The 20434-nt window shown below is 71.0% G+C and carries 18 protein-coding genes, 1 tRNA gene and 1 pseudogene; 3 read left to right on the plus strand and 17 right to left on the minus strand.

Features of this window, described 5'->3' with window-relative positions; all coding sequences use genetic code 11:
* Positions 1-42: 42 nt before the first annotated feature.
* From DEJ29_RS10350 to DEJ29_RS10380, 7 genes are all read right to left on the minus strand, one after another.
* Positions 43-837, minus strand: a complete 795-nt coding sequence (locus tag DEJ29_RS10350; protein WP_027465779.1) for a F0F1 ATP synthase subunit delta — start codon at positions 835-837, stop codon at positions 43-45.
* A gap of 2 nt (positions 838-839) precedes the next feature.
* On the minus strand, positions 840-1394 hold the full coding sequence (locus DEJ29_RS10355) for a F0F1 ATP synthase subunit B (protein ID WP_110859012.1): 555 nt from the start codon (positions 1392-1394) through the stop codon (positions 840-842).
* 9 nt (positions 1395-1403) lie between these two features.
* On the minus strand, positions 1404-1640 hold the full coding sequence (gene atpE, locus DEJ29_RS10360) for an ATP synthase F0 subunit C (RefSeq protein ID WP_027465781.1): 237 nt from the start codon (positions 1638-1640) through the stop codon (positions 1404-1406).
* A gap of 61 nt (positions 1641-1701) precedes the next feature.
* Positions 1702-2562, minus strand: coding sequence for a F0F1 ATP synthase subunit A (gene atpB, locus DEJ29_RS10365; protein ID WP_027465782.1), 861 nt, complete (start codon positions 2560-2562; stop codon positions 1702-1704).
* A gap of 107 nt (positions 2563-2669) precedes the next feature.
* Entirely contained in the window at positions 2670-3161 is a 492-nt protein-coding gene (locus tag DEJ29_RS10370) for a Cg1360 family ATP-synthase-associated protein (RefSeq protein ID WP_035808335.1), read from the minus strand.
* Positions 3158-4384, minus strand: coding sequence for an MraY family glycosyltransferase (locus DEJ29_RS10375; protein ID WP_017885752.1), 1227 nt, complete (start codon positions 4382-4384; stop codon positions 3158-3160). Before DEJ29_RS10375 ends, DEJ29_RS10370 begins: the two co-directional genes overlap by 4 nt.
* Entirely contained in the window at positions 4381-5055 is a 675-nt protein-coding gene (locus DEJ29_RS10380) for an L-threonylcarbamoyladenylate synthase (RefSeq protein WP_111094216.1), read from the minus strand. Before DEJ29_RS10380 ends, DEJ29_RS10375 begins: the two co-directional genes overlap by 4 nt.
* 37 nt (positions 5056-5092) lie before the next feature.
* On the opposite strand from DEJ29_RS10380, the gene DEJ29_RS10385 reads away from it, so the two are divergent.
* Entirely contained in the window at positions 5093-5746 is a 654-nt protein-coding gene (locus DEJ29_RS10385; RefSeq protein WP_146248283.1) for an HAD family hydrolase, read from the plus strand.
* A gap of 326 nt (positions 5747-6072) precedes the next feature.
* Here the strand turns inward: DEJ29_RS10385 and prmC are convergent, their stop codons facing one another.
* The 9 genes from prmC to argS form a co-directional block, all read right to left on the minus strand.
* The gene (prmC, locus tag DEJ29_RS10390; protein WP_502866876.1) at positions 6073-6870 is read right to left on the minus strand and encodes a peptide chain release factor N(5)-glutamine methyltransferase; all 798 of its coding nucleotides are present in this window, start codon (positions 6868-6870) and stop codon (positions 6073-6075) included.
* 103 nt (positions 6871-6973) lie between these two features.
* On the minus strand, positions 6974-8056 hold the full coding sequence (prfA, locus tag DEJ29_RS10395; RefSeq protein WP_017885756.1) for a peptide chain release factor 1: 1083 nt from the start codon (positions 8054-8056) through the stop codon (positions 6974-6976).
* A gap of 3 nt (positions 8057-8059) precedes the next feature.
* On the minus strand, positions 8060-10399 hold the full coding sequence (gene rho / locus DEJ29_RS10400; protein ID WP_111094214.1) for a transcription termination factor Rho: 2340 nt from the start codon (positions 10397-10399) through the stop codon (positions 8060-8062).
* 180 nt (positions 10400-10579) lie between these two features.
* Entirely contained in the window at positions 10580-11563 is a 984-nt protein-coding gene (thrB, locus tag DEJ29_RS10405) for a homoserine kinase (protein WP_111094288.1), read from the minus strand.
* Positions 11564-11595: 32 nt separating this feature from the next.
* Positions 11596-12675: a threonine synthase gene (thrC, locus tag DEJ29_RS10410; RefSeq protein WP_071404606.1), complete on the minus strand. Its 1080-nt coding sequence runs from the start codon at positions 12673-12675 to the stop codon at positions 11596-11598.
* A gap of 87 nt (positions 12676-12762) precedes the next feature.
* Positions 12763-14070 carry a homoserine dehydrogenase gene (locus tag DEJ29_RS10415; protein ID WP_111094213.1) on the minus strand — a complete coding sequence of 436 codons (1308 nt, stop codon included), beginning with the start codon at positions 14068-14070 and terminating at the stop codon, positions 12763-12765.
* A gap of 65 nt (positions 14071-14135) precedes the next feature.
* A complete protein-coding gene (lysA, locus tag DEJ29_RS10420) occupies positions 14136-15557 on the minus strand; it encodes a diaminopimelate decarboxylase (RefSeq protein WP_111094212.1) in 1422 nt (473 codons plus the stop codon).
* Between the two features lie 58 nt (positions 15558-15615).
* Positions 15616-16371: an LmeA family phospholipid-binding protein gene (locus DEJ29_RS10425; RefSeq protein WP_111094211.1), complete on the minus strand. Its 756-nt coding sequence runs from the start codon at positions 16369-16371 to the stop codon at positions 15616-15618.
* A 152-nt stretch (positions 16372-16523) separates the two neighbouring features.
* Positions 16524-18194: an arginine--tRNA ligase gene (argS, locus tag DEJ29_RS10430; RefSeq protein ID WP_056068838.1), complete on the minus strand. Its 1671-nt coding sequence runs from the start codon at positions 18192-18194 to the stop codon at positions 16524-16526.
* Between the two features lie 59 nt (positions 18195-18253).
* Between argS and DEJ29_RS10435 the strand changes: the two genes are divergently transcribed.
* Both DEJ29_RS10435 and DEJ29_RS10440 read left to right on the plus strand, forming a co-directional pair.
* Positions 18254-18829 (plus strand): hypothetical protein, encoded by a 576-nt coding sequence (locus DEJ29_RS10435; RefSeq protein WP_111094210.1) that lies wholly within the window; start codon positions 18254-18256, stop codon positions 18827-18829.
* 1147 nt (positions 18830-19976) lie between these two features.
* Positions 19977-20048, plus strand: a tRNA-Arg gene (locus DEJ29_RS10440).
* A gap of 26 nt (positions 20049-20074) precedes the next feature.
* Here DEJ29_RS10440 and DEJ29_RS18370 read toward each other — a convergent pair.
* Positions 20075-20419: pseudogene (locus DEJ29_RS18370) on the minus strand (VOC family protein); the annotation flags it as partial.
* Between the last annotated feature and the right edge of the window lie 15 nt (positions 20420-20434).

Raw genomic sequence — 20434 nt, forward strand, 5'->3', positions numbered from 1 at the left:
TTCCCGTTGTGGACTTGGGGAGGAGCGGCTTCGACCGTACGCCTAGCCGGCGAGCTGGAGCCGGAGCTCCGAGAGTCGCGTGGACACGGTGCCGTCGATGACGTCGCCGCCGATCTGCACCCGGACCCCGCCGACGACCGTGGGGTCGACGACCTGGTTGATGCTGATGTCCTTGCCGTACCGCTCGGACAGACCGCGCGTGACGCGGGCCGACTGGGCGGGGGTCAGTGGCGTCGCCGTGACGACGGTCGCGACGAGCTTGCCGGCCTGCTCGGCCACGATGCGCGAGGCATCACGGACGATCTCACCGATGCGGCGGCCGCGGGGCTGCTGCACCAGGGCCGACACGATCGTGATCGTCTGCTCCGATGCCTTGGCACCGAGGAGCCGCTCGACGAGCGCGCCCTTCTGCTCGGGGCTGCCGAGCTTGGTGCCGAGCGCCAGCTCGAGGCCGGCGTCCGAGCGGACGGCGGTCTCGAAGGCGAACAGCTCCGACTCGATCGACGAGTCCGGACCCGCGGTGGCGGCGACGGCGCGGATGCCCGCGTCCTCGATGCCCGCGAGCAGGTCCTGCTGCGAGGACCAGCGCGAGCCGGCCACCGCGGTCAGGACCGCACGCGTCGCGTCCGACTGTCCGGCGAAGACACGGTCGATGAGGACCTTCTTGCCGGCCGCGTCGGCCGTGGGGTCGGACAGCAGCCCGAGCAGCTGCGGCGCACCGGCGATCGCACGCCCGGAGGCGAGGATCTCGGCACCCGCGGCCAGGCCGGCGCTCGGACCGAGGTCCGACAGCACCGCCCTGGTGGACGCGAGTGCTTCTCTGGTAGCGCTGCGCATGCTCAGTGCTCCCCCGTCTTCGTGGCCTGCGAGGCCTCGAGGTCGGCGAGGAAGCGGTCGACCACTGCGGTCGACTTGGCGTCGTCCTTGAGGGATTCACCGATCACACCGGACGCGAGGTCCAGCGCGAGGGTGCCCACTTCGGACCGGAGTGCCTGGACGGCGCTCTGGCGCTCGGCCTCGATCTGCGCCTGGGCATTGGCCGTGATGCGTGCTGCATCGGCGGCCGCCTGCTCGCGGACCTCGTTGCCGATCGCCGTGGCGTCGGCGCGGGCCTGCTCACGGATGCGCGATGCCTCGGCACGTGCGTCGGCGAGCTGCTTGTTGTACTCGTCGAGCGCAGCGGCAGCCTGCTCCTGAGCGGCCTCGGCCTTCTTGATGCCGCCCTCGATGGCCTCGGTGCGCTCATCGAGCATCTTCGTGATGCGCGGCGTGACGACACGCCACATCACCAGGAAGATGATGACGAAGGCAAGCGCCGACCACACGATGTCGTACACCGGCGGGATCAGCGGATTGTGCGCTTCCTCCGCCGCGATGATGAGTGCGTTCTGCATCGAGGAACCTTAGTTGGTGAAGATGAAGTACGTGGCGATACCGATGAAGGCCAGGGCCTCGGTGAAGGCGATACCGATGTACATGAGGGTCGTCAGGCGGCCCTGGAGCTCGGGCTGGCGAGCGACGGACTCGATCGTCTTACCGACGACGATGCCGACACCGATGGCCGGGCCGATCGCTGCGAGGCCGTAGCCAACCGTCGCGATGTTGCCGTTGATCTCCGCGAGAACGGTCGTTGCGTCCACGTGTTTTCCTTTCGAGGTGCGGGTCCGACGGTCGCCGGTCCCGTAGGGGGTCAGTGAGGAATCAGTGCTCGTCGGCCAGCGCCAGCTGGATGTAGACGGCGGTGAGGAGCATGAAGACGTAGGCCTGCAGCAGCGCGACGAGGACCTCGAAGAAGCTGAACGCGATGCCGAACGCGATGGTACCGACGCCGAAGGCCTTGAAGCCGAGCGAAGCGTCGAAGAAGAAGAACTGCGTGGCCGAGAAGAACAGCACGAGGAGCAGGTGCCCCACGACCATGTTCATCAGGAGTCGCAGCGTCAGCGTGACGGGACGGAGCACGAAGGTGGAGACGAGCTCGATCGGCGTCACGATGATGTACAGCGGCCACGGCACCCCGGGCGGGAAGAGCGAGTTCTTGAGGAACGTGCCCGGGTGCTTGCGGAGACCGGCGTAGATGAAGGCGAGGTACGCGACGATCGCCAGGATCATCGGCATCGCGATGCGGCTGGTGCCGGCGAGGTTCATGCCCGGGATCAGACCGGTCAGGTTCATGAACAGCACGCCGAAGAAGATCGTCGCCAGGAGCGGCAGGAAACGCTTGCCGTCCTTCTCTCCGAGGTTGTCGAAGGTGTTGCGACGGACGACGTCGAACGCGTACTCGATGAACGCCTGACCGCGGTTCGGCACGAGCTTCAGTGCACGGGTACCCACGAACGCGAACACCAGGAGCACGGCGACGGCGAAGAAGCGGATGAGGACGACCCGATCGATCTCGAACGGCGTCCCGGCGAAGAAGATCGCATCCGGGAAGAACTCGTTGATCGACGGACCATGGAACTCGGCGGCCTTGCTGCTCCCCGCCGCGACGGTGTCAACCGCAGCGGAGAGGGACAGGGGAAGAGCGTGGGATAGCAGCGCTGTCTCCTGTGTCGGCGCGCGCACATCATGGCACGCGATGGTGGACGTTGTGGAGGCTCGTCCGCCCCGAGCGAAAGGCTCCGGTAGCGGACTTCGAGAAGCCTATCAGGTGCGAGGGGCTTCCCGGCTTCTCAGACGCGGGGGGTCGGGTTCCCAGCGTCCGCGGAGTCGTCGAGGCCGTCGCCCGGCAGCCGGACGCCGATCGGGATGCGGGCCTTCGCGACGGCGACGACGTCGATCACCAGGGAGCCGACGACCCCCGCGATGATCACGATCGCGAGCACCGGGAAGTCGACCCAGTCGCGGTCCTTGAGCAGGACCAGCAGCACGATGAAGACGATGAACTTGAGCAGCCAGGTGCCCATCACGATGCCGAAGAAGGCGCCGGAGATCATCTGGCCCTTCGAGACGCGCAGCGCGACGAGGACACTGACCGCGGTGAGCCCGAGGAACACGACGCTCAGCACGGCGCCGAGCAGTCCCCCGACCAGCCCGGGGCCGTCCGCGACGAGGAACCCGATGAGCCCGCCGACCACCGCCAGGGCGACGGCGAGGACCGCGCCCCAGGTGATGATGCGGCGGAACACCGGCCGGACGTGGTCGAGCGCGTTCGGTGCGGTCACGTGATGTCTCCAGGGATCGTGCGGTCGTTGGCGGCCCGGTCGAGCGGGTCGAGGCTGGCGTCCACCACGGCGGCGGAACGGTTGGCGGTCTGGGCGGCGATCTCGGCGCGTTTCCGGCCGAGCGGCGCGAACGTCGCGACGGCGCAGACGGTGAAGCCGACGGACACGAAGACGACGACCCAGTACCAGTCCACGAAGAGGAACAGCAGGCACCCGAAGGCGACGGTCGCGGTCCACGCGTAGAAGATCAGCACCGCGTGGAAGTGCGAGTGCCCCATGTCGAGCAGGCGGTGGTGCAGGTGCTTCCGGTCGGCCGAGAACGGCGACTTGCCCGCGCTGAGCCGTCGGGTGACCGCGAGACCGAAGTCCAGGATCGGGACGATCAGGATCGCGAACGGCAGCAGGATCGGGATGAACGCCGGCAGCAGCGCCTGGCGTGTCTGCACCGCCGCCGGGTCGATGTTCCCCGTGACCGACACCGCGCTCGTGGCCATCAGGAACCCGACGAGCAGCGCGCCGGCGTCGCCCATGAAGAGTTTGGCGGGGTGCCAGTTCAGGATGAGGAACCCGAAGCAGGCCCCCACGAGCACCGCGGTGAGCAGCGACGGCAGGTTGAAGAAGAACTCGGTCTGCACGACCACGCGGTTGATGAAGAACGTGTAGAGGAAGAAGACCCCGCCGGCGATGATCGCGACACCGGCCACCAGGCCGTCGAGCCCGTCGATGAAGTTCACCGCGTTCATCACGAGCACCACCGCCAGCACGGTGAAGATCAGGCTCATGTACGACGAGCCGACGCCCAGCGTGTTGCCGATGGGCAGCGAGACGATCGCGACGCCCTGCCAGGCGAGGATGCCCGCCGCGATGATCTGCCCGGCGAGCTTCGTCATCCAGTCGAGGTCCCAGATGTCGTCCGCGACGCCGAGGACCACGATGATGGTCGCTCCCCCGAGCACCGCGAGCACGCGACCCGGTTCGGAGAACACGAGCCGGAAGTAGTCGGTCCCCGCTATCGACGGGAACAGGAACCAGGCCGCGAGCAGCGAGACGATGACGCCGATGTACATCGCGATGCCGCCGAGCCGCGGCGTCGGGGTGCGGTGCACGTCCCGCTCGCGGACCTGCGGGTACCACTTGTACTTCAGCCCGAGCTTCCAGACGATCAAGCTCATCACGAAGCTCACGACCGCAGCGATTGCCCCGGCGAGCAGGTAGTACTTCATGTGACGAGGTCGGCTCCGACGACCCGGATGATCTCCTCGCCGGGGATCACCCCGTGCCGGACGATGCGGAGCTTCCCGCCGTCCGACAGCCCGGTGGCGTCGACGATCGTCGAGCCGGTGCTGGCTTCGAAGCCGTCGTGCACCTCGACGGGTCCGCCGTCCAGGTAGATCGCGACGCTGTCACCGAGCATGCGCTCGGCGGCGTCGACGTCCATCGCGGCCGGGTCGCCCGTGGAGTTCGCGGACGAGACCGCGAGGGGCCCGACCTCCTGCAGCAGCTCGAGGGCGATCCGCGAGTCCGGCATCCGCAGCGCGACGGTGCCGCGCGTCTCGCCGAGGTCCCAGTCGAGCGACGGCTGTGCGTGCAGGATGACGGTCAGCCCGCCCGGCCAGAACTCGGCCACCAGGTCGCGCACCGGCTGCGGGACCTCGCTGGCGAGGGCGTCGAGCGTGGGCGGACCGGGGATGAGCACGGGCGGCGGCGACTGCCGCGTGCGGCCCTTCGCGTCGAGCAGCCGCTGCACGGCCGTCGCGCTGAAGGCGTCCGCGGCGAGGCCGTAGACGGTGTCGGTGGGGACCACGACGAGCTCTCCGCGTCCGAGGGCGGCACGTGCGAGCCGCATCCCGGTCAGGAGCCCGTCGGAGTCGGTGCAGTCGTATCGGGATGCCATGACTCGACGATGATAGTGCGACACAATGGTGGACATCGTGAACGAGACGCCCGCACCCCCGCTCCTGTTCCTCTTCGACATGGACGACGTCCTGGTCCGGTACGACTGGCAGGTGCGCATGGCCGCACTCTCCGAGTTCACCGGACACGAGTTCCAGGAGCTCCGCCGTCGCTGGTGGGACTGCGGTCACGAGATGCGTGCCGAGGCCGGTGGGTTCGCCGACGGCGACGAGTACCTGGCCGCGTTCGAGCGCGCCATGGAGTGCGACGTCCCCGAGGCCGACTGGGCCCGGATCCGCGGATCCGCCATGACCGAGCTGCCGGAACGCATCGAGGCGGTCCGGATCGCGAGCGAGCACGGGCGTGTCGGACTGCTCACGAACAACGGTCCGCTCGCCGGCCGCTGGATCCACGAGTGGGCGCCGTCCCTGCCCGAGGTCTTCGGCGAACACCTGGACACGTCGAGCAACTTCGGTGCGCGGAAGCCCGAGCCGGAGGTCTTCCAGCGCGCGATCGCCCACCACGGGGTCCCCGCGGAGCGCACCTTCTTCGCCGACGACATGCCCGAGAACATCGCAGGTGCGCGCAGCTTCGGCATCCACGCGGTCCTGGTCGAGCACGACACCGACCTGCGCGAGCACGTCCGCGCCTTCGTCGCGGCGCAGCAGCGCGAGGCCTCCCCCGTCGCGTAGCCCACCACGCCCGTTCCTTCCCATCGCGGTCGCGCTGGAAAGCAGGAACGGGCATACCTGGTCATCCCGAACGACCCGGTACGCCCGATCCCACCAGGTACAACCGGATCCACCCGGCACACGCACGCGCGGCCGAGCGACGGGAGGCGCGGCTCGCCCCACGCCCGCCACGCCCGTTCCTTCCCATCGCGGTTGCGCTGGAAAGCAAGAACGGGCACACCTGGTCATCCCGAACGACCCGGTACGCCCGATCCCACCCGGTACGCCCGGATGCACGCGGCACACGCACGCACGGGTGAGCGACGGGAGGCCCGGCTCGCCCCCGTCTAGCGCGTCGCGGTGGTCGTGCGGTCGCGCCCCGTCAGGTCGACGTGCGTCTCCGGGGTGCGGAACCCCCGGCGCGCCAGGACCTCCCGGACGCCGGCGCCCTGCGGCTCGGCGTGCTCGATGACCAGGACTCCCCCGGGCACCAGTAACCGCCAGGCCGTCTCGGCGAGAGCCCGGACGGCGTCGAGGCCGTCCGGCCCGCCGTAGAGCGCCATCGCCGGGTCGTGGTCGCGGACCTCGGGGTCGATCGGGATCGCGTCATCCGGCACGTACGGCGGGTTCGACACAACGACGGACACGGTGCCGTCGAGTTCCGGCAGCGCGTCGGCGAGGTCGCCCTCGACGAGCCGGACCGTCCCACCGTGGGCGTCGACGTTCCGCCGGGTCCAGGGCAGGGCCTCGGCTGACCGCTCGACGGCGTACACCACGGCGTTCGACACCTCGGTGTCCATCGCGATCGCGATCGCACCGCTGCCGGAGCCCAGGTCCACGGCGATCGGCTCGGGGACCGCGGTCGCCCGCAGCGCATCGATGCCGAACTGCACGACGCCCTCGGTCTCCGGACGGGGCACGAACACGCCAGGTCCGACGGCCAGGGTGAGCGCACGGAAGTACGCCTGCCCGGTGATGTGCTGCAGCGGCTCACGGGTGGCACGGCGGGCGACGGCATGCCGGAAGCGCTCGACGTGCTCCGGCGCGATGCCGCCACCGATCAGCGCACGGGCCTGGACGGCACCGCGCGAGGTGTCGGTCGCCCACGCGAGCAGCAGCTCCGCGTCGACCCGGGGCGTCGGCACGCCGACGGCGACGAGCGCCGCGGTCGCCTGCTCGAGCAGGCGATCCGCGGCGTACGTGAGGGGCTTGTCGGCGGTGATCCGGGCCTCCAGGCTGGGTGTGCGCTTACGCGTCCTGGTCGCCGATGGCGGCCAGACGTGCCTCTTCGTCCGCCTGGATGGCGGACTGGATGACGGGCTCGAGGGCACCGTTCATCACGCGGTCGAGGTCGTACGCCTTGTAGCCGGTGCGGTGGTCCGCGATCCGGTTCTCCGGGAAGTTGTACGTGCGGATGCGCTCCGAACGGTCCATCCCGCGGATCTGCGACTTGCGCGCGTCCGAGGCGATCGCGTCGAGCTCCTCCTGCTGGCGCGCGAGGATGCGTGCGCGGAGCACGCGCATGCCGGCCTCGCGGTTCTGCAGCTGCGACTTCTCGTTCTGCATCGCCACCGTGATGCCCGTGGGCAGGTGGGTGATGCGGACCGCGGAGTCCGTCGTGTTGACGGACTGCCCGCCGGGGCCGGAGGACCGGTAGACGTCGATCTTGAGGTCGTTCTGGTTGATCTGGACCTCTTCGGGCTCGTCCACCTCGGGGAACACCAGCACGCCGGTGGTCGAGGTGTGGATGCGCCCCTGCGACTCGGTCTGCGGCACACGCTGGACGCGGTGCACACCGCCCTCGTACTTCAGGTGCGCCCAGACGCCCTGGGACGGATCGGTCGTGTTCGACTTGATCGCGACCTGGACGTCCTTGTAGCCACCCAGGTCGGACTCGGTGCGCTCGAGGAGCTCGACCTTCCAGCCCTTGGTCTCGGCGTAGTGCGAGTACATGCGCAGGAGGTCGGCCGCGAACAGCGCCGATTCCTCGCCGCCCTCGCCACCCTTGATCTCCATGATGACGTCGCGGCCGTCGTCGGGGTCGCGCGGGATGAGCAACCGCCGGAGACGCTCCTGGCGCTCCGACAGCTGCTCCTCGAGCCCGGGGACCTCGTCCGCGAACGCCGCGTCTTCACGCGCGAGTTCCTGGGCGGCGGCGAGGTCGTCCCCCGCCGCCTGCCAGGCCTCGTACGCGGACTTGATCTGGTTGAGCTCGGCGTACCGCCGGTTCACCTTCTTCGCCCGGGCCGCATCGGCGTGGAGCGCGGGGTCCGACAGCTGCTGTGTCAGGTCCTCGTGTTCCGCCAGCAGCCCCGCTACCGACTCGAACACGCGTTACTCCTGGTGGCCGTTGTGGTGGGCGCCGGTCGAGGGGACCGACTTCTGCACCTGCACCAGGAACTCGACGTTCGACTGCGTCTCCTTGAGGTTCCGCAGCACGATCTCGAGGGCCTGCTGCGGGTCGAGCCCGGCGAGGGCCCGGCGCAGACGCCAGGTGATCTTGACCTCGTCGGCGGAGAGCAGCTGCTCCTCGCGACGGGTACCAGAGGCGTTCACGTCGACGGCGGGGAAGATCCGCTTGTCGGCGAGGTGCCGGTTCAGGCGGAGCTCCATGTTGCCGGTGCCCTTGAACTCCTCGAAGATGACCTCGTCCATCTTGGAGCCGGTCTCGACGAGCGCGGTCGCGAGGATGGTCAGCGAGCCGCCGTCCTCGATGTTGCGCGCGGCGCCGAAGAAGCGCTTCGGCGGGTAGAGCGCCGCCGAGTCGACGCCACCGGAGAGCACGCGGCCCGACGGCGGGGTCGACAGGTTGTACGCACGGCCCAGGCGGGTGATCGAGTCGAGCAGCAGCACGACGTCGTGGCCCAGCTCCACCAGGCGCTTCGCACGCTCGATGGCGAGCTCGGCGACGGTGGTGTGGTCCTCGGCGGGACGGTCGAAGGTCGAGGCGATGACCTCGCCCTTCACCGTGCGCTGCATGTCGGTGACCTCTTCGGGCCGCTCGTCGACGAGGACGACCATCAGGTGCGCCTCGGGGTTGTTCTTGGCGACGGCGTTCGCGATGGCCTGCAGCACGACGGTCTTGCCGGCCTTCGGCGGGGACACGATGAGACCGCGCTGGCCCTTGCCGATCGGCGACACGAGGTCGATGATGCGGGTCGACAGCTTGCCCGGCTCCGTCTCGAGGCGCAGGCGCTCGTTCGGGTACAGCGGGGTGAGGTTGTTGAAGTCGACGCGGGCCGCGGCCTCGTCGGCGGACTGGCCGTTGATCGACTCGACGGCCACGAGCGCGTTGTACTTCTGGCGGCTCTGCTGCTCGCCGTCACGCGGCTGCTTGATCGAACCGACGACGGCGTCGCCCTTGCGCAGGTGGTACTTCTTCACCTGGCCGAGGGAGACGTAGACGTCGCTCGGGCCCGGCAGGTACCCGGTGGTGCGGACGAACGCGTAGTTGTCGAGGACGTCGAGGATGCCCGCGATCGGGATCAGGACGTCGTCCTCGGTGACCTCGGGCTCGAAGTCGTCGTTCTGGCCGCCGCGGCCGCGCTTGCGGTCACGCTGGCGACGGCTGCGGCCGCTCTCGGCCTCGTCGGCGTGCTGTTGCTGCTGCTGCTTCTGCTGGCCGCTGGTCTGCTGCTTCTGCTGACCGGCGTTCTGCTGCTGCTTCTGGTCGGCCTTGTCGTCCTGCTTGGCCTCGGCCTGCTTCGGCTGGTCGTTCTGCTTCTGGCCGCCGTTCTGCTGGCCGTTCTGCTGCTCGCCGCCGTTCTGCTTCTGCTGGCCGCCGTTCTGCTGGTCGGCACCGTTCTGCTTCTGCTGGCCGGCGTTCTGGGCGCCGTTCTGGGCGCCGTTCTGCTGGTCGGCGCCGTTCTGCTGCTCGCCGTTCTCGGCGTTCTGGCCACGGCCACGACCGCGACCACGGCTACGACGACCGCGACGCGAGCCGCCCTCGCCCTGCTCGGAGTTCTGGTCGCCCTGGTCGTTCTGGTCGCCGGACTCGTTCTGGTCCTGGTCGGCCTGGACGGCGGACGTCGGGGCCTGCTGGCCCTGCTGGGCCGCCTGGCTCGGCTGCTCGGCCTCGGCGGGTGCCGACGCCTGCTGGCCCTGCTCGGCGGCGCGCTGGTCGGCGCCACGCTGCTCGGTGCCACGCTGCTCGGCGTTCCGCTGGCCACGGCCACGGCGCTGGGAGCCGGACTGCGCGGCTTCCTGGGCGTCCTTCTCGGCGCGGACCTGGTCGAGCCCGGCGAGGAGGTCCTCGGTGCCGGTCTGGCCGTGGTTGGTGTGCTCGGCGGCCGAGGTCGGCGCGGCGTTCACGGTGCCGCCGGACGATGCGCGGCGCGAACGACGGGCACGGCTCGGGGCTGCCGACTCGGCGGGTGCCTCGGAGTCGGCGACGGGTGCCTCGGCAGCGGGCTGCGCGGGGGTCTCGGCGGGCTCCGGCAGGGTCGGCTCCTCGGTGGCGGCCGGCTCGGCGGGGGTCTCGACGACGGCGGCGGCCGGGGCGGCCGGCGTCTCGTCGACGGGACGCTTGTCCTCGATGGAGGCGATCAGGTCGCCCTTGCGGAGCTTGGAGAGCCCGGTGATGCCGAGCGAGGAGGCGATGCGCTGGAGCTCCGGGAGTCGGAGGGCACGCAGGTCGCTGGGGATCTCCACCTGGGCGGAGTTGTTGTCGGTCAAGGTCGGTGTTTCCTTTCGAACCGCAGAACGCGGAGAGTTTCCACCGTCCCGGATGCAGGGTGAGCATCGACCGCCGTTCAGACGACGGATCGGGATTCGGTGATCAGAAAGAGTTGCACACTCGCGCACCGGACCCTGCGACGTCGCAGGAGCTGTCCTGAGGACGAGCGATCCGTACGGTTACGCGGGTTCGGCTTCGAGCGCCGAGTGCGCTGCCACTGTAGCACCACCGAGATCGACGGCCAGCATGAGCGGCCGCCAGTCGGATTCGGCGTGTCGCTGCACCAGTTCGGCGGCGGTCAGGCGCTGTGCCGGGTCGCTGCCGAGGACGAGCAGGCTCGGCCCGGCACCGGAGACCACCGCGGCGAGGCCGTGCTGTCGGAGCAACCGGATCAGGGCGTCGGTCTCGGGCATGGCGCTGGCGCGGTACGCCTGGTGCAGACGGTCCTCGGTCGCGGCGAGCAGCAGCTCGGGGCTCTGGATGAGCGCCGCGACGAGCAGCGCCGAGCGGGAGACGTTGAACGCGGCGTCGGCGTGCGGGACCTGCTCGGGCTGCAGGGAGCGCGCGAGCTTGGTCGAGAGCGTCGAGGTCGGCACGAACACCACCGGGGCGACACCGCGGTGCACCAGGAGCCGCTTGTAGGCCGGGCCCTCGGCGGTCATCCACGCGATCGTCAGGCCGCCGAAGAGCGCCGGCGCGACGTTGTCCGGGTGGCCCTCCATCTCGGTGGCCAGGGTCAGGAGCGTCGAGGCGTCCAGGTCGACGATGCCCTCGAGCAGACCACGGGCAGCCATCAGCCCGGCGACGATCGCCGCGGCGGAGGAACCGAGACCGCGGCCGTGCGGGATCGCGTTCGTGGCGTGCAGCTCGAGACCGGGCTGGTCGACACCGGCGTGCTCCAGGCCACGGCGGACCGCACGGACGACGAGGTTCGTGTCGTCCGTGGCGACCTCACCGGCACCGACGCCCTCGACCGTGACGGTCGCACCGGGTTGGGAGCGCACGCGCACCACGACCTCGTCGTAGAGCGAGAGCGCGAGGCCGAGCGAGTCGAAGCCGGGGCCGAGGTTCGCCGACGTGGCCGGCACCCGGACGCGGACCGCCGATCCGGTCGGCAGCGCACGGACCGCCCGTCCGGCCGGTACAGCACTGCGGGCGGTCATGCCCTCTCCCGGTCCGGACGAGCGGTCGGAGATCACTGCTCGCTGACCAGACCGAGCACGTCGGCGATCGACTTCGTGTCGACCGGCACGCTCGTCGGGGTGACCTCGCCGCCGTCGGGCGTGCGGAGCGCCCACTGCGGGTCCTTCAGGCCGTGGCCCGTGACCGTGATGACGACCTTCGCGCCCTTCGGCACGACACCGGCGTCGGCACGCTCGAGGAGCCCGGCGACACCGATGGCCGATGCGGGCTCGACGAAGACGCCGACCTCGGCAGACAGGATGCGGTGTGCGGCGAGGATGGCCTCGTCGGTGATGGCACCGAAGTAGCCGTCGGTCTCCTCCCGCGCCTCGAGCGCGAACTGCCACGAGGCCGGGTTGCCGATGCGGATCGCCGACGCGATGGTGTCCGGGTGCCGGACGACCTCGCCGTGCACGATCGGGGCGGAACCGGCGGCCTGGAACCCGAACATGCGGGGCAGCTTGGTGCTGCGGCCGGCGGCGACGTCCTCGCGGTAGCCGCGCGAGTACGCGGTGTAGTTGCCCGCGTTGCCGACGGGCAGGAAGTGGAAGTCCGGTGCGTCACCGAGGACGTCGACGACCTCGAACGCGGCGGTCTTCTGCCCCTCGATGCGGTCGTTGTTGACGGAGTTGACGAGGTGCACCGGGTAGTTCGCCGCCAGGTCGCGGGCGATGTCGAGGCAGTCGTCGAAGTTGCCCTGCACCTGCAGCAGCTGGGCGTCGTGGGCGACGGCCTGGCTGAGCTTGCCCATGGCGATCTTGCCCTCGGGCACGAGCACCGCAGCGGTGATGCCGGCGTGCGTGGCGTACGCGGCGGCCGAGGCGCTGGTGTTGCCGGTCGAGGCGCAGATGACGGCCTTCGCGCCGTGCTCGACGGCCTTCGAGATCGCCATCGTCATGCCGCGGTCCTTGAACGAACCCGTCGGGTTCATGCCCTCGAACTTCACGTAGACCTCGGCGCCGGTGCGCTCGGAGAGCCGACGAGCCGGGATGAGCGGCGTGCCGCCCTCACCGAGCGTGACGATGGGCGTCGCCTCGGTCACGTCGAGTCGGTCGGCGTACTCGCGCAGGACTCCCTGCCACTGGTGGGCCATCAGGCTTCTCTCTCTGTCCGGTGGGGTGGATCTGGTGGTGGTGCGGCTCGGTGGGCCTGCAGGTCGGCCTGGAGGCCCGTGGTCGCGTCAGCGACCGACGACGCGCAGGACGCTGGTGACGTGCAGGACGACGTCCTCGCCACGGAGGGCGACGACGGTGTCCGCCAGGTCGGCCTCACGCGCCAGGTGGGTGCCGATGACGAGCGTCGCGGTCCCCTCGGCTGCGCCGGTGGTGGTCTGCTCGACCGTCTCGACGCTGACGCCGTGCTTCGCGAGCACGCCGGCGACCGTCGACAGCACGCCGGGGGCGTCCGTGACGTGCAGGGTGATCTGGTAGCTCGTGCGGACCGTGCCGATCGGGAACACCGGCAGCTCGGACTGCGTCGACTCGGCGACACCCGGGCCGCCGATGACGTGCCGGCGGGCCGCGGAGACCAGGTCGCCGAGGACCGCCGAGGCCGTCTCGACGCCACCGGCACCCGCGCCGTAGAACATCAGGTCGCCGGCGGCCTCGGCCTCGACGAACACCGCGTTCTTCGCACCGTGCACGCTCGCGAGCGGGTGCGACTCGGGCACGAGGGCCGGGTATACCCGGGCGCTGACGCCCTCGCGGCCGTCCTCGTCGGTGAGGCGCTCGGCGGTCGCCAGGATCTTCACGACGTAGCCGGCCTTGCGGGCGGCACGGACCTGGTCGATCGTGACGTGGGTGATGCCCTCGCGGTGCACGGCGGCGAGCGGCACCGAGGTGTGGAACGCCAGCGAGGCCAGGATCGCGGCCTTCTGCGCGGCGTCGTAGCCCTCGACGTCGGCGGTCGGGTCGGCCTCGGCGTACCCGAGCTCCGTCGCGGTGGCCAGGGCATCCTCGAACGTGGAGCCCTTGCGGTCCATCAGGTCGAGGATGAAGTTCGTGGTGCCGTTGACGATGCCCATGATCCGGACGATGCGGTCACCGGCGAGCGAGTCGTGCAGCGGACGGATGATCGGGATCGCCCCGGCCACGGCGGCCTCGTAGTAGAGCTGCGCGCCGACCTGCTCGGCCGCGGCGAAGAGCTCCGGGCCGTGGGTCGCGAGCAGCGCCTTGTTGCCGGTGACGACGTCCGCGCCCGACTGCAGGGCCTGGAGCACGAGGGTGCGCGCCGGCTCGATGCCGCCGATGAGCTCGACGACGATGTCCGCGCCGAGGATGAGCGATGCAGCGTCCGTGGTGAAGAGCTCCGCCGGCAGGTCGACGTCGCGCTGGGCGTCCACGTCGCGCACGGCGATCCCGACCAGCTCCAGCCCGGCACCGGCGCGCGAGGCCAGCTCGTCGCCGTGCTCGAGGAGCAGTCGCGCGACCTGGGAACCGACCGAGCCGGCCCCGAGCAGCGCGACACGGACGTTGCGGTATTCGATCATCTGGGAGCGGTTCCTGTCGGTGGGGGTGCGCCCTGCGGGATGGGCGGACCCGGTCGGGTCGGGGGTCAGCGGCCGGTGCCGTCGGCGGGCACGGCGGCGACCCCGGTGTCACGGGCGAGGAGGTCGTCGATCGTCTCGCCCCGCACGAGGATACGGGCTGCGCCGTCCGCGACGGCGACGACCGGCGGGCGGCCCACGTGGTTGTAGTTGCTCGACAGCGCCCAGCAGTAGGCACCGGTGGCCGCGACGGCCAGCAGGTCACCGCGCTGCACGTCGCCGGGCAGGTACTCGTCGTTCACCACGACGTCGCCGCTCTCGCAGTGCTTGCCGACGACGCGGCTCAGCACCGCGGGGGCGTCCGAGGTGCGGGCGAGCCGGGCCGTGTAGTCGGCGCCGTACAGGGCGGGACGGATGTTGTCGCTCATCCCGCCGTCGACCGAGACGTACGTGCGGGTCGCGCTGCCGCCGTCCTCGGTCTCGAGCGTGACGGGCTTGATCGTGCCGACGCGGTAGAGCGTCACCCCGGGCGGGCCGATGATGTAGCGGCCCGGCTCGACGGCGATGTCCGGCACCGGGATGCCGCGCTCGGCGCAGGCCTCGCCGATGATCGTGGCCAGTGCGTCGGCGACGTCCTCGGGGGCGAAGGCCGAATCGGCCTCCGTGTAGTCGATCCCCCAGCCGCCGCCGAGGTTCAGCTCGGGCACCGGACCGGAGGCCACGAGCGTCGCGTGCACGTCCATCAGTCGGCGTGCGGCCTCGCGGAAGCCGGCGTCGTCGAAGATCTGCGAGCCGATGTGCGAGTGCAGCCCGACGAAGGCGAGCGAGGGCTCGGCGCGGACGGCTGCCGCGGCATCGAGGGCCTCGGACAGCGGGATGCCGAACTTCTGGTCCTCGCGGGCGGTCGCCAGGTACTCGTGGGTGGACGCGTGCACACCGGTGTTGATCCGGATGCGGACGCGCTGCACGACCCCGGCGTCGGCGGCGGCACGGGCGACGCGCTGCACCTCTTCGTGGCTGTCGAGCACGATCGTGCCGATGCCGACCTCGACCGCGCGGGTGATCTCGGCGTCGGACTTGTCGTTGCCGTGGAAGCCGAGCCGGCCGGGGTCGATGCCGCCGGCCAGGGCGACCGCGAGCTCACCGGCGGTGCAGACGTCCACGCGCAGGTCGGCCTCGGCCATCCACGCGACGACCTGCGTCGTCAGGAAGGCCTTGCCGGCGTAGTAGACGTGCGCGTGGCTGCCGATGCGCTCGAACGCCTCGGCGAACGCGTTCCGCACGCGGACGGCGCGGGACTGGACGTCACGCTCGTCGACGACGTACAGGGGCGTGCCGAACTGCGCGACCAGGTCCGTCGCGCTGATGCCGCCGATCGCCAGGGTGCCATCGTCGGTCCTCGTCGCGGACGCGGGCCAGATGCGGTCCACCAGTTCGGAGGCGTCCGTCGGGAACCGCAGCCGCGGCGGTGCAAGGGGGTTCTCGCTCACGGGACCCGATCCTACCGACGCGAGCCGTTCCTCCAGGCCGCGTTACGCACCCGTCCGCTCAGCCGCAGCTGCCGACCGTCCGCAGGCCGTCCTCGTTGAGCGGCAGCGCATCCGCGGTGATGCGGACCGTCGCGTCCGACTTCGACACGTCGAGCGAGCGCACGCGCAGCGCCTCGGGTAGGAACTGCGCGGTGCAGACCTGCACCGGGACACCGGTGACGCCCGGGATCGAGTCGACCTTCAGGCCGAGGTCGGAGTTCGTGATCCGGACGCTCTCCGGGGTGATCGAGATGCCGCGGCCGTCGTCCTGCGCGACGACGGAACCCTTGGCCGCGTAGGTGATGTCGTAGCCGAGCACCGACGACGACCCCGTCAGTTCGACGCCGCCGTCGACCAGGTTCAGCCGGTCGAACAGCGGGCTGTACTTCGCCAGGTCCTTGACGCTCGACGACGCCAGGGTGACCGTGCCGTCGACGTCGCGGACGTCACCCTTGCCGTCCACCGGGACGTCCTGCGCGGTGACGTCGGCGGCGAGCGGGATGCCGTCCACCGTGAGCTTCGCCGAGGAGATCTCGACGCGGTCGAGCGTGCCGCTGATGAGCTGCGGGATGACGATGCCCTCCGCGTGGGCGTCGACCTCGCCGGTCGTGCCGTCCGGCAGCGACTGCTCGACCTGCTGGGCGATGATCCGGTCGACGACGCCGCGCAGCACGAACTCGGCGACGACGACGAGGGCGGCGAGCACGACGACGACCACGAGCAGGACGACGGGCCAGCGGCGGCGCGTGGTGGGGCGTTCGGTGGCTGCGGGCATGCGTCCTACCCTGCCAGCCCGGACTGCGGCCCAGCTGCGGCCGGGCTGCGGCCGGGCTGCGGCCGGGATGCAAAACACCGGTGTTCGCGCTCGACACCGCGGAATGCGGGTGTTCGGTGCGCGAACACCGGTGTCTTGCGGAAGGAGTGCCGCTACATGCGGGACGGCGCGGACACGCCGAGCAGGCCGAGGCCGTTGCGGACGACCTGGCCGGTGGCGTCGTTCAGCCACAGGCGCGTGCGGTGCAGGTCGGTCACGGGTTCGTCGCCGAGGGGCGTGACACGGCAGGAGTCGTACCAGCGGTGGTAGAGGCCGGCGAGCTGCTCGATGTACCGCGCGATGCGGTGCGGCTCGCGCAGTTCGGCGGCGTGCCGGACCACCCGCGGGTACTCGGCGAGGGCTCCGAGGAGCGCGCTCTCGGACTCGTGGGTCAGCAGCGAGGCGTCGAACACGGACCGGTCGACCCCGGCCGCCGCGGCGTTCCGAGCCACCGACTGCGTGCGGGCGTGGGCGTACTGCACGTAGAAGACGGGGTTGTCGTTCGTGCGCTTGGTGAGCAGGTCGAGGTCGATGTCGATCGCGGTGTCGCTGGCGAACCGGACCAGGGCGTACCGGCCGGCGTCGACACCCACGGCGTCGACGAGGTCCTCCATCGTGACGATGGTGCCGTTGCGCTTCGACATGCGCATCGGCTCGCCGTCCTTGAGCAGGTTGACCATCTGCCCGATCAGGATCTCGAGGTTCTTGCCCGGCTCGTCCCCGAACGCGGCGCACATCGCCATCATCCGGCCGACGTAGCCGTGGTGGTCGGCGCCGAGCATGATCAGGTTCCGCTCGAACCCGCGCTCGCGCTTGTCGAGGTAGTACGCCAGGTCGCCGGCGATGTACGCGGGCTCGCCGTCCGACTTGATGACGACGCGGTCGCGGTCGTCGCCGAAGTCGGTCGTGCGCAGCCACTCGGCGCCCTCGGCCTCGTACATCACGCCGGCCGACCGCAGTCGGGCGATGGCACGCTCGACGGCCTTCGACTCGTGCAGGGCGTTCTCGTGGAAGTAGACGTCGAAGTCGACGCCGAAGTCGTGCAGCGACGACTTGATGTCCGCGAACATGAAGTCGACGCCCTCCCGACGGAAGAGCTCTTGCGCCTCGTCGCGCGGCAGGTCGCGGACGTCGATGCCCGGCTCGAGGGTCGCGATGACCCGTGCGGCGATCTCGGCGATGTACGCGCCGCCGTAGCCGTCCTCGGGCGTGGGCTCACCGAGTGCGCTGGCGACGAGGGAGCGGGCGAAACGGTCGATCTGCGCGCCGTGGTCGTTGAAGTAGTACTCGCGGGTGACGAGCCCGCCCTGCGCCTGGAACACGCGGGCCAGGCTGTCGCCGACTGCGGCCCACCGCACGCCGCCCATGTGGATCGGGCCGGTGGGGTTGGCGGAGACGAACTCCAGGTTGATCCGGACGCCGTCGTACAGGTCGCCGGTACCGAAGGACTCGCCGCCGTCCACGATGGTGCGCGCGATCTCACCCGCGGCGGCGGCCTCGAGCGTGATGTTGATGAAGCCGGGGCCGGCGACGTCGACCGAGTCCACACCGTCGAGCTCGGTCAGCTCGCCGGCGATCTCGGTCGCCAGCTCGCGCGGGTTCGTGCCGAGCCGCTTGGCGAGTTGCATCGCGGCGTTCGAGGCCCAGTCGCCGTGGGCGCGGTTCTTCGGACGCTCGAGCACCACGTGGGACTCCTCGATCGTCACGGTCTCGGACGCGCCTCGGCGCTCGACGATCCCGGTCAGGATCGACAGGTACGCGGCGGAGAGTTCGGCAGGAGTCACGAGGATCGATCCTACCGGGACGCCCAGGTCCGCACCGGTCGATGCAGCATCATGTCGGCATGACCCCCCGCAGCCGTGCCCGGGCGCTCACCGTCGCCACCGTCACCACCGCAGCAGCCCTCGTGCTCGCGGGGTGCTCGGGCGGCGGGGACAGCACCCCGTCGGCCAGTGCGACCCCCGCGGGCAAGCCGGTGTCGCAGACCTGCGCGGAACTGCTGCCGGCCACCGCCCTGTCGGTGTACGGGCAGACCTTCGAGCTCGACGACGCCTTCACTCCGCCGAAGGGCTCCCCCGCCGCCGCCATCGAGGAGCAGCGCGGTCGCGTCTGCCGGTTCGTGAGCACCGACGCCGAGGCCACGACCATCACGCTCGCCGTCGCCGATCTGCCTGAGAAGTCGCTCACCCACCTGAAGGACGCCCTGTACGAGCGGGGCGGCTCCGTCCCCACCTACCGCGTGGAGGGCTACTTCGCCCTGAGCGGCGACGTCGGCCGCGCCGACGCCTTCGCCGACCCGTACTGGATCACCGCGCAGTCGACGCTGTTCACCGAGCCGGGTGGGGCGCAGCCCGTCGTCGACGCGGTGCGCGCCGCGCTGCAGCCGTCCGCGTCGGCGACGGCCACGCCCGCGGGCTGACGCGCTCGCTCTGGCACGGTGCGGGCTCCGCCGTCTGGTGCGAGGTTGCGCGCCTGGTGCGCGCTTGCAGCGCCGCAGGGAACGCGGAACCTCGCACGGGATCGCGACGGTCGCACCGTGCGGACGGGAGGCCCGGGGCGGGCCCGCACCGCGCCTCCCGGCCAGCGGCGGCCACGCACGGTGCCGTGTCCGCCATCGGGTGCGAGGTTGCGCACGTGGTGCGCTGCTCGCAGCGCTGCACGGAACACGGAACCTCGCACGGGATCTCGACGGACGCACCGTGCGGACGGGAGGCCCGTGGCGGGCCCGCACCGCGCCTCCAGGTCGACGGCGGCCACGCACGGTGCCGTGTCCGCCATCGGGTGCGAGGTTGCGCACGTGGTGCGCGCTTGCTGCGCCGCACGGAACACGGGACGTCGCACGGGATCGCGACGGATGCACGGTGCGACCGGGAGGCCCGTGGCGGGCCCGCACCTCCCGGCCGGCGGCGGCCACGCACGGTGCCGTGTCCGCCATCGGGTGCGAGGTTGCGTGCCTGGTGCGCGCCTGCTGCGCCGCACGGAACACGGGACGTCGCACGGGCTCGCGACGGACGCACGGTGCGGACGGGAGGCCTGGGGCGGGCCCGCACCGCGCCTCCAGGTCAACGGCGGCCACGCACGGTGCCGCATCCGCCATCGGGTGCGAGGTTGCGCACGTGGTGCGCGCTTGCAGCGCCGCACGGAACACGGGACCTCGCGCCGGATCGCGTCGCTCGCACCGTGCGGACAGGAGGCCCGGGGCGGGCCCTCACCGCGCCTCCAGGTCGACGGCGGCCACGCACTGTGCCGCGTCCGTCGTCTGGTGCGAGGTTGCGCACGTGGTGCGCGCTTGCAGCGCCGCACGGAACGCGGAACCTCGCGCCGGCTCGCGACGCTCGCACGGTGCCGCGTCCGCCATGCGGTGCGAGGTTCCGTACGTGGTGCGCGCCTGCTGCGCCGCACGGGACACGGAACCTCGCACGGGAACGCGACGAACGCATCGTGCGGACGGGAGGCCCGTGGCGTGCCCGCACCGGGCCTCCCGGCCGTCCGACGGCACGTCCACAGCGCGACACGCGCTGTCCAGGACCACCCGCCGGACCTGCTACGGTTGTTGACACCCCTTGGCCCCCATAGCTCAGGGGATAGAGCACTGCCCTCCGGAGGCAGGGGCGGAGGTTCGAATCCTCCTGGGGGCACTGGAAAGTACGCCGAAGAGGTTCCCGAAGGGATCGAGCAGCTGGCAGAGCCGCTCTCCCGTGAACACCGTCTTCGGGCCCCGGTGCGCGACGGCACCGTTGGCGACCCAGTCCTCGACGACGGCGTCCACGTCGGGCACGGTCCAGTACGGCACCGTGCCGGACGGCCCGGGCGTGTTCAGTTCGTCGGTGCGGTGCAGCGTGAGGCGGACGCCCTCGATGTCGAACGCGACGAGCGCGCCACCACGCACGACCGGTTCGCGGCGGAGCCTGGCCGCGTACCAGGCGACCGCGGCCTCGAGGTCGTCGACGAACAGGAAGACGTTGCCGACCGGGCCGATCGGGAGCGGTGCTGCGGAGTCGTCGGGCACGGGGGTCCTCCTTCG

The sequence above is a fragment of the Curtobacterium sp. MCPF17_021 genome, assembly GCF_003234605.2.
GTDB classification, from domain to species: domain Bacteria; phylum Actinomycetota; class Actinomycetes; order Actinomycetales; family Microbacteriaceae; genus Curtobacterium; species Curtobacterium flaccumfaciens.